Origin of the sequence: Kitasatospora sp. NPDC059571, from assembly GCF_042735675.1 — a bacterium.
Taxonomy (GTDB): Bacteria; Actinomycetota; Actinomycetes; order Streptomycetales; family Streptomycetaceae; genus Kitasatospora.
This window is the reverse complement of the sequence record NZ_JBHWBW010000376.1, coordinates 1-7,793: the sequence shown is the minus strand read 5'-3', so window position 1 is coordinate 7,793 and position 7,793 is coordinate 1. Positions and strand designations below refer to the sequence as shown.

The 7,793-nt window shown below is 74.1% G+C and carries 6 protein-coding genes and 1 riboswitch; of the genes, 4 read left to right on the top strand and 2 right to left on the bottom strand.

All coding sequences use genetic code 11. The features are described 5' to 3' along the window. Positions 1–35: 35 nt before the first annotated feature. Positions 36–896 carry an MHYT domain-containing protein gene (locus ACFV0G_RS30095; RefSeq protein WP_380554882.1) on the bottom strand — a complete coding sequence of 287 codons (861 nt, stop codon included), beginning with the start codon at positions 894–896 and terminating at the stop codon, positions 36–38. A 397-nt stretch (positions 897–1,293) separates the two neighbouring features. Here ACFV0G_RS30095 and ACFV0G_RS30090 point away from each other — a divergent pair, with 397 nt between their 5' ends. Then, complete coding sequence (locus tag ACFV0G_RS30090; protein ID WP_380554880.1) at positions 1,294–1,728, top strand: MarR family winged helix-turn-helix transcriptional regulator; 435 nt, start codon at positions 1,294–1,296, stop codon at positions 1,726–1,728. Between the two features lie 258 nt (positions 1,729–1,986). Continuing rightward, positions 1,987–3,390: an MFS transporter gene (locus tag ACFV0G_RS30085; protein ID WP_380554884.1), complete on the top strand. Its 1,404-nt coding sequence runs from the start codon at positions 1,987–1,989 to the stop codon at positions 3,388–3,390. 269 nt (positions 3,391–3,659) lie between these two features. Here the strand turns inward: ACFV0G_RS30085 and ACFV0G_RS30080 are convergent, their stop codons facing one another. Further along, positions 3,660–5,774: a hypothetical protein gene (locus tag ACFV0G_RS30080; RefSeq protein ID WP_380554878.1), complete on the bottom strand. Its 2,115-nt coding sequence runs from the start codon at positions 5,772–5,774 to the stop codon at positions 3,660–3,662. A gap of 267 nt (positions 5,775–6,041) precedes the next feature. Beyond that, a riboswitch (cyclic di-AMP (ydaO/yuaA leader) is annotated at positions 6,042–6,231 on the top strand. Positions 6,232–6,236: 5 nt separating this feature from the next. Here ACFV0G_RS30080 and ACFV0G_RS30075 point away from each other — a divergent pair. Beyond that, on the top strand, positions 6,237–7,397 hold the full coding sequence (locus ACFV0G_RS30075) for a transglycosylase family protein (protein WP_380554876.1): 1,161 nt from the start codon (positions 6,237–6,239) through the stop codon (positions 7,395–7,397). Between the two features lie 135 nt (positions 7,398–7,532). After that, positions 7,533–7,733, top strand: a complete 201-nt coding sequence (locus tag ACFV0G_RS30070; RefSeq protein ID WP_380554874.1) for a hypothetical protein — start codon at positions 7,533–7,535, stop codon at positions 7,731–7,733. The last annotated feature ends 60 nt before the right edge of the window (positions 7,734–7,793 follow it).

The window sequence follows — 7,793 nt, the reverse complement described above, 5'->3', positions numbered from 1 at the left end:
GCCCGGCCCGTTGCCGTGCGGCGTCCGTACCGGCGTCAGCGCCGGGGCGCCTGGGTCGGCACGGCCGCCGACCAGGCGGGCGGTCCGGTGCGCCGAGGTCCGGGCGCCGGCTCGAAGGCCGCGCGCTCGGCGGCGAGCGGGGCCGCCCGTCCGGTCAGCACCGGCTGCGTCCGGCCGTGCCGGCTCGGCGCCACCGCGAACGCCAGCGCGCTGATGAACACGTAGGTGCCGAAGCCGACCGCCAGCGGGAAGACGAACTGCAGCGCCACCACCCCGCTCGGGGTTCCGGCGTCCGGGTCGAGGCGCACCGAGACGGCCATCATGCCGGTGTAGTGCATCGCGCAGACCGCGACGCCCATCACCGGCGCCGCGCCCATCACCGCGCCGGTGCCGCGGATGTTCAGGGCGGCCCAGAGCGCCGCGGTGGCGGCCAGCACGGCGATCAGGATCGAGGCCGCGACCACCGGCGGGCTGTAGCTGATCTGCCCGGGCACCCGCATCGCGGCCATGCCCAGGTAGTGCATGGCCGCCACGCCCAGGCCGGTGGCCAGGCCGCCGAAGGGCAGGGCGATGCGCGGACGGCTGCTGGTGCCGACGGTGAAGATCCCGACCGCCACGAAGCCCACGGCGACCAGCAGGCTCAGCACGGTCAGCCAGACGTTGTAGCGGATCTCGGCGCCGGACACGGCGAAGCCGAGCATGGCGACGAAGTGCATGCTCCAGATGCCGCCGCCGAGCGACACGCTGCCGAACAGCAGCCAGTTGCGGCGGGAGCGGCCCTCGCTGATCAACGCCCAGCGGGTGCTGCGCAGCGCGACGAGGGCGCCGAGGCACGCGACGAGGTACGAGATCGCCGGTGTCACCCAGCCGTAGACAGCGTGGTGGATGTGACCCAAGGGGACTCCCAGGACGGAGTTGGGGGCGCACAGTGCCGGCGTGCTGTGTTCCTGACAATGGGCACCCTAGCGACCCCCTCCGATCATGGGCAACGCCGGTAGATTCAGTGAACTCGCAGGTCACCTGCGGTACTTCACGTTTGGCGCATCGCCCCGTCACCAAGCCCTGACGCGATGTCCAGGCCTGCTCCGCACCATCCGCACATGCGCCCCGCAGTTGGGTGCACCGGGTTCACCGTCCGGTCACCGCGGGGTCGCATGCCGGTGCGGCGGGCGGGCGCGGCCCCCGGCGGCAGCGGGCCGGCGGGCCGGCTGAGGGACCAGCCCCGGGGTCCGCCCCGGGGTGTGATCGAAATCCTGTTTTCCTTAGCGAGAGTAATGACATAGTCTAAGGACCATGCCCGAGATGTCCGAGGACGATCTCGCAGCGGTCAGCCAGCTGCGGTCGTCCACGATGCGCCTTGCCCGCCGGCTGAGACACCAGCGGGTCGAGGAGTCGCTGAGCCCCACCGAGATGGGGGTGCTCGGCACCCTTGCCCGCTGCGGCAGGGCGACGCCCGGCGAGCTCGCACGGCGCGAGCACGTCCAGCCGCCGTCCATGACGCGGATCATCGCGATGCTGGAGGAGAAGGGGCTGGTGCGGCGCGAGCCGCACCCGGACGACCGCCGCCAGGTGGTCGTCAGCAGCACCGAGCAGGCCGAGGCGATCCTCACGGAGAGCCGTCGGCGACGCAACGCCTGGCTGGCCGACCTGGCCGAAGGGCTGACCGAGGAGGAATGGGCGCTGGTCCGTGCGGCCGCGCCCGCGCTCTACAAGCTCGCCCACCTCTGACCCGACCGCACCGCCCGGCCCGCGGCCCGCCCGCGGACGACATCCCACGGCACCCGGAAGAAGGAGTACCGCATCACCGCAGGAACGAAGAGCATCACCAGCCGCGCGGGGGCACACCTGCCCGCCACCGCGCCCCGAGGGGAGAACCACGTGACACCGCCGGCCGCAGCCAGCGCCGCCGCCACCCGTACCGACGACCTCACCGCAGCCGCGACAGCCGCGAGCGCTGCCGCCGCCGAGAGCCAGGCACCCGCCCCCGTGGGCCTGCCCGGCACCGGCGACGACGACCCCTGCGAACGCCCCGCGGCGGCTCCCACCGCCGCGTCCGCCCCCGCACCGGGGAGCCCCACCGGGGCGAGATTCACCCGGCCCGGGGGGATGTTCTCCTCCCTGCGGATCCGTAACTACCGCTACTACTTCGTCGGCCAGGTGGTCTCCAACACCGGCACCTGGATGCAGCGCATCGCCCAGGACTGGCTGGTGCTCAGCCTCACCGGCAGCCCGTTCGCGGTCGGCGTGACCACCGCGATGCAGTTCCTGCCGATGCTGCTGCTGGGCCTGTTCGGCGGCGTGCTCGCCGACCGGATGCCCAAGCGCCGGCTGCTGATCGCCACCCAGGGCGCGATGGGCCTGCTCGCCGCGGGCCTCGCGGTGCTCACCGTCACCGGCGTCGTGACGGCGGGTCACGTCTACCTGTTCGCACTGCTGCTGGGCCTGGTGACCGTGGTCGACAACCCGGCCCGGCAGGTCTTCGTCAGCGAGATGGTCCCGCCCAAGGACCTCGCCAACGCGGTCAGCCTGAACGCCGCCAACTTCCAGACCGCCCGGCTGGTCGGCCCGGCCGTGGCCGGCCTGCTGATCGCCGCGGTCGGCAGCGGCTGGGCGTTCGCGGTGAACGCGCTGTCCTTCGCCGCGGTCATCGGTGGCCTGCTGGCGATGCGCGAGAGCGAACTGCGCCCGACCGCGCCGATCGCCCGGCAGCGCGGCCAGCTCCGCGAGGGCCTGCGCTACGTCCGCGAGCGGCCGGAGCTGCTCTGGCCCATGGTGCTGGCCGGGTTCATCGGGACCTTCGGGTTCAACTTCCCGACCCTGCTCGCCGGCTTCGCGTCCCACACCTTCCACGTGGGCGCCGGCGAGTACGGGCTGCTGAACACCGCGATGGCGGTCGGCTCGCTGACCGGCGCGCTGCTGGCGGCCCGGCGCGGCGCGCCGCGGCTGCGGCGGCTGGTCGGTGCGGCACTGGCCTTCGGCGCCCTGGAGGTGCTGGCCGCGTTCGCACCCGGCTACTGGACCTTCGCCGTCCTGCTGACTCTGATCGGCGTCTTCGGCCTGACCTTCAACACCTCCGTCAACTCGGCGCTCCAGCTGGCCACCGAGCCCGAGATGCGCGGCCGCGTGATGGGCCTGCTGGTCCTCGTCTTCACCGGCGGCACCCCGATCGGCGCCCCGCTGGTCGGCTGGGTCACCGACCAGTACGGCCCGCGACTGGGCCTGCTGGCCTGCGGCCTGGTCTCGGCGGCGGCCGCCGCCGTGGTCGCCGCCGTGCTGGCCCGCGCCGCCGGCCTGAAGGTCCGGGTCGACCTGCACCCGGCCGCCGGCAGCCGGGTGGTCGCGGTGGTGCCCCGCACGCTGCCCAGGCGCGAGCTGGCCACCGCCTGCTGACCGGCGCCGCTCGCCGCACCGCGGGGGGGCGCGCGCCCCCCCCCCAGGCGCGCCCCCCCTCGTCGTCCTCCCGCACCGGGCCGTCCACCCGCACCCGTCGCCGTCACTGCCGTCGCCAGTGCCGTCGCCAGCGCCGTCGCCGTCGCCGTCGCCGTCGCCGGGCAGCGATACCGGCCTCCGCCTGCTGCCCGAAGCCCGACGCCCGGAGCCCGACGCCCGAAGCCCGCCGCCCGGCTCCCGACGCCCGGAGCCCGACGCCCGAAGCCCGCTCAGACCTTGAGCCGGGTCGTGGCGGCCGCCGCGTCCCGCAGGGCCACCGAGGGTGCCGCCACGGCGCGCGGCGGGGTGTCCACGGCCTCCGGCGAGGCGGTGGCGTTCCACTGCGGCCTGGCCTCGCCGGGGCCGTCCTTGGCCAGCCGGACGGCCTGCCGGTCGCCCGCCCGGCGCAGCACGATCCTCGCCCCGTCCGCGGAGTCCGGGTCGAGCCAGACCTCGTTGCCGTCGAACGAGCAGTCCAGCACGGCGATGTCGTCCGGTTTGCCGTCCGGGGTGGCGCGGAAGGCCACACCGGCCTTCCGATAGCCCGTCAGCCGGCACCGGCTGATCGTCACGCTCTCGCCGGCCAGCTGGTGTTTGGCGGTGACGACGGCGTAGTCGGACCGCCCGGCCGCGTCGATCAGCAGGCCGTCGAAGACGGTGCCGCGGTCGCGGCCCAGCGCGTGCACCGCCAGGCCCCCCGCGGCGTTGCCGTAGAGCACGCCGGGGCCGTAGTCGAAGTCGTTGAGGTAGGCGCCGTGTTCGATGCCCCAGCCGCCGTTGTGGTAGGCGACGAAGGGTCCGACGGTGTGGTGGTGCTGGGCGTTGAGCCAGACGAAGATGCCGTTCCGGGCGTTGTTGTGGGCGAGGCAGCGCTCGAAGGTCCACACGCCCTCGCTGGTCTCCGGCCACTCGTAGCCGGAGGCCCCGGTGGCGCCCTGCACGCCGACGGCCACGCAGTCGCGGGCGGTGCCCCCGGTGCCGGCGCCGAGCGCGAAGCCGGTCAGCCGGTAGCCGCGCTCGGCGGGCTCGTAGACCGTGCGGGAGGCCACGCAGGAGTCGTAGGTGATGTCGTCGGACGGCGTCTGCGGGGTGCGGGTGTCCACCGGCCCGTCCCACCAGTAGGCGTCCTCCCAGGTCTGGTGGCTGATGCAGCTGCGGAAGGTGATGCCGTGGCTGGCGTGCGGCACGAAGGCGTGGCTGCCGGTGTCGCGGACCACGACGCCCTCCACGACGGTGCCGCGGGAGGCGTCGCCGAGCATGTGGAAGTGCAGGCCGTAGCGGCCGAGCACGGGCTCGGTGACCCGGGCCCCCGCGAAGGTGTCCTTGCCGGGCGTGCGCGGCCCGAGCCAGCGCAGTGCCGCGTGCCGGACGTCGGCCCGGCGGGAGCTGGTGACGTGCACGTGGGCACGGCCCTGGGCGGTGCCCTCGACCCGGACGCTGCGGGTGAGGTTCAGCACCTCGGCGCCGAGCGCGAGGCCGGCGCCGACGGCGACCCTCGGGTGGGCGTTCGCGAGCGGGGCGGTCAGCGTGACCGTCCGGCCGTCGACCCGTCCGATCGTGCACAGATCGTATCGGGTGGAGAAGTCGTCGCCCTCGGGGGGTCCGGTGGGCGTCACCGCGAGCTCGTCGCCCGCCTGCCAGCCGGCGGGGACGGCGGCCAGGGTGATCGCCGTGTCGCCGGCCCGCAGTGCGGTCGCCGCCCGCACCCAGGCGGTCTTGGCGGCGCCGTCGAGCCGGAGGTAGCCGGCGCCGGTCACCCAGAGCCCGGTGTCCGTACCGGCCACCGTCATGCCGCCGCCCACGAAGCTCCGTTCGTCCACGGAGGGAAAGTGCAGGGTGTGCACCGCACTGCCCGCCGGGGCGAGCGCGAGGGTGCCGCGGACCTCGACGTTCCCGGCCGAGGCCAGGGTCAGGCTGCGCTCGGGGGCGAAGACCAGGGAGCCCCCGGGCTCGATCAGCAGCGAGGCCACGGCGGCGTCGGTGTCGAGCAGCACCCGGTCGGAGATCCTGACGGCGGTTCGGGCGCCAGGCACCGCGCCGCCCCAGCCGCCCGCGTCGGACCAGCGGCGGCCCGTCAGGTCGAGCGGGGAGGGCGAGGGGCTCCCGGCCTCCGGAAGGCCCCCGGGGCGGCTCTCCGCGGCCGTGGAGGGCCCGCCGGCGGGGTGCGGGAGCGGCGGCACGGCGGCCTCGCCGGAGACCAGCGTGCGGCGGATCAGCTCCTCGCCGCCGACCGCCGCCAGGACGACCGGCACGGCGAGCCAGCCGAGCAGCCGCCGCCACCCCCCCCCCCGGCGCGGGACCTGCGGCCCCGGCACGCCGGCCGGCGGCACGGCACGGTGCTTCATGATCGGCAAGCCCTCCCCCGGGGCCGCGGCCGGCCCCGCCGCCTGAAGCATAAACAAGCGGCTTTGCATTCAAGGGGATTGTGCGGAAGCGGCCGGACGCGATCACAATCGCCGGGAAAAATCGATCATGAATTCATTCAAGATCACGCGTGATCGGCGTCACACATGTTTGCGGTTTGAACTTAAGTCTGTCTAATGTCCTCCCACGTTCGTGGTCACACGGACCCAGTCGCCCCGAACGCCGAGTCCTGCCGGCGGGCCGGCTGGCAAAGCGAAACGCACTTCGGCAGGGGCGGGGGAACCAGGTAAGTCGCCCGGGACCGGTCCAGCACCGGTCCTCGGCTTGGGGTGAAGCCGCATGCGCGGACACGTCGGATTCCGACGTGCCCGTAGCTGCGGCCGGGCAACTCCAGCCCGAATCCGACAGCTCACCTCGCAGGCGTGGGAGAGGAACGCTGTTTCATGCTGTCCATCAACTCCAAGCGCACCCGCCGCCTGCTCGCCACCACCGGCGTCGTCGGCATCGGCCTCTCGATCCCGTGCCTGACCGCCGGCACCGCGAACGCCGCCTCGGTCGCCACCTGGGACAAGGTCGCCCAGTGCGAGTCCTCGGGCAACTGGTCGATCAACACCGGCAACGGTTTCTACGGCGGCCTGCAGTTCACCTCCAGCACCTGGGCGGCCTACGGCGGCCACACCTACGCCCCGCAGGCGAACCAGGCCACCAAGGACCAGCAGATCGCCATCGCCGAGAAGGTGCTCGCCGACCAGGGCCCCGGCGCCTGGCCCGTCTGCTCCATCCAGGCCGGTCTGACCAAGGGCGGCCCCGCCCCGGCGATCAACCCCGGCGGCACCGCCGCCGCCCCGGCCCCGGCCGCTCCGGCCGCCAGCACCCCGGCCGCCAAGCCCGCCGCCCCGAGCACCGGCTCCACCGCCTCGCAGGACGCCAAGCCCGCCCAGAGCGGCAAGTCCTGGAAGCAGCACCGCTCCTGGGGCCACAGCGGCACCTACACTGTGAAGGCCGGCGACTGGCTGTCCAGCATCGCCACCGCCAACCACGTGCAGGGCGGCTGGCAGAAGCTCTACGACCTGAACAAGTCCGTCCTGACCGAGGGCCCGGACTCGATCTACCCGGGCCAGAAGCTGTCGCTGGGCGGCTCCGCCACCGCGCAGAGCGGCGCCGCGCAGACCGCCGCCAAGCCGGCCACCACGGCCGCCCCGGCCGCGGCCACCACCACCACGACCGCCGCCAAGGCCGTCACCGGCTCCAAGGCCGCCGCGGTCAACTTCGCCCTGTCGAAGGTCGGCCAGGCGTACATCTACGGTGGCACGGGCAACGGCGGCTGGGACTGCTCCGGCCTGACCCAGGCGGCCTACAAGGCGGCCGGCATCGCGATCCCGCGCGTCGCCGCCGACCAGGCCGACTTCTCCACCCGCGTCTCGCTGGACAACCTGCAGCCGGGCGACCTGCTGTTCTGGTCCAACAACGGTTCCAACTCGGGCGTCTACCACGTCGGCATGTACGTGGGCGACGGCAAGTACGTCGAGGCGGCCAACCCGAGCGCCGGTGTCCGCACCCAGACCATCGCGAACTGGGCCCCGGACTTCGCCGGCCGGATCTGACCCGTACCGAGGTCGAACCCCTCTCCACCGAAGCCCCCGGGGCTGGCCGCTCGGCCCCGGGGGCTTCGGCCTGCCCTCGCGCGGACGGCGGCGGACGCCCTATCCTCCTGACGGACCCGAGGAGAGGGAGCCACCATGGCGAAGGTCACCGTCACCCTGGACGCCGACCAGGCGATCGAGGTGATGCTGCTGTCCGGCACGCGCAGCCCGCAGGACGCGATCGAGCTCGTCGTCCTGGACTACCTGGCCCGCGGCCGGCGCACCGAGGCAAGGGCCGGCGAGGCCGCCGACGCCCACCGCACCGGGGAGCCGCCGCACCGCGCCCAGGAGGGCTGAGGACTCGCGCCTGATCGGACGCAACGACGGGGCGGCCCCGGAGAGTTGACTCTCCGGGGC

Excerpts from the sequence above, each read along its gene's own strand:
- ACFV0G_RS30090 (WP_380554880.1), top strand. The coding sequence starts at position 1,294 with ATGCCCGAGATGTCCGAGGACGATCTCGCAGCGGTCAGCCAGCTGCGG.
- ACFV0G_RS30080 (WP_380554878.1), bottom strand. The coding sequence starts at position 5,774 with ATGAAGCACCGTGCCGTGCCGCCGGCCGGCGTGCCGGGGCCGCAGGTC.
- ACFV0G_RS30075 (WP_380554876.1), top strand. The coding sequence starts at position 6,237 with ATGCTGTCCATCAACTCCAAGCGCACCCGCCGCCTGCTCGCCACCACC.
- ACFV0G_RS30070 (WP_380554874.1), top strand. The coding sequence starts at position 7,533 with ATGGCGAAGGTCACCGTCACCCTGGACGCCGACCAGGCGATCGAGGTG.